At 57.2% G+C, this 1,189-nt stretch carries 1 protein-coding gene; it reads left to right on the top strand.

Annotated elements, in window-relative coordinates; genetic code table 11:
• Window positions 1-73 precede the first annotated feature (73 nt).
• Window positions 74-1,189: IS110 family RNA-guided transposase (locus tag AC2FPW_RS16005; protein WP_496814505.1), on the top strand; the 1,116-nt coding region annotated here is incomplete at its 3' end.

Below are 1,189 nucleotides of genomic sequence, written 5' to 3'. Positions count from 1 at the left end.
TGCGAGCGCGAATCCGTAGTTGTCGTGTGGCCCGCTGGCTCCCTTGGTTACTGACCTTGGAAAGGAGCCCATCATGAAAATCATTGCACTTGATGTGCATCGTACCTTTGCACAAGTGGCGATCCTGGAGAATGGCAAGATCCGGGATGCCGGTCGCCTCGAGCTTGAGCGAGAACACATCCTGAAGTTTGCAGAGCGACTGAATGCGGAGGATGAGATCGTTCTGGAAGCGACAGTCAACACAAAGGCCATCGTGCGGCTGCTGTCGCCTTTTGTGAACCGTGTTGTCATCTCCAACCCGCTGCTCGTTCGCGCCATCGCCTGGGCCAAAGTCAAGACCGATAAGATCGATGCAAGCGTTCTGGCGAAGCTTCACGCCAGCGGCTTTCTGCCGGAAGTCTGGATGCCGGATGAGGAAACAGAGCGGCTGCGTCGGGTCGTGGCCGAGCGGGTGCAGCTGGTTTCCCAGATGACCCGTCTCAAGAACCGCATCCATTCGGTGCTGCATGCCAATCTGATCCCGCCATACAATGCGTCTCTTTTTTCAAAACGGGGCAGGAATTGGCTGGAGTCCCAACCTGTCGCGCAAGACCAGCGACGCGTCATCCTCCGCCATGCCGTCGAATTGGATCGTCTCGGTCGCGAACTCAAACAGATCGACGAAGATCTCGCACAAACGGCGCTTCAGGAGCCGCGCGTGAAACAGCTGATGACAATCACAGGCGTCAACATGATCGTCGCGCTGAGTGTTCTGGCCGCTATTGGCGAAATCGGGCGCTTCTTGTCTCCGGAGAAACTCGTCAGCTATTTCGGTCTTAATCCTCGGGTACGCCAATCTGGTGACAAAGCCGCGTATCATGGCCGCATCACAAAGCAGGGCCGGTCGCACGCGCGAGCGATGCTGGTGGAGGCGGCCTGGTCGATCTCCCGTACACCCGGACCGCTCAGAGCCTTCTTTCAGCGGGTCAGGGAAAAGCGCGGCAGTCAGATCGCAGCGGTGGCAACAGCACGAAAGCTGACAGTGGTCATCTGGCACATGCTCTCAAAAGGCGAAGAATACATTTGGAGCCGTCCCGCTTTGTTGGACTGGAAGCTGAGAAAGTTGGAACTGACGGCTGGCTACCCCTCTAACCGAGGTGGAAGAAAGAAAGGCTCAGCTGCCGACTACAGCCTCAAATCAGTGCGCGAT

The sequence above is a fragment of the Ruegeria sp. SATB027 genome, assembly GCF_059613825.1.
The sequence above is the reverse complement of the archived record's forward strand: the minus strand, read 5'-3'. Positions and strand labels throughout refer to the sequence as shown.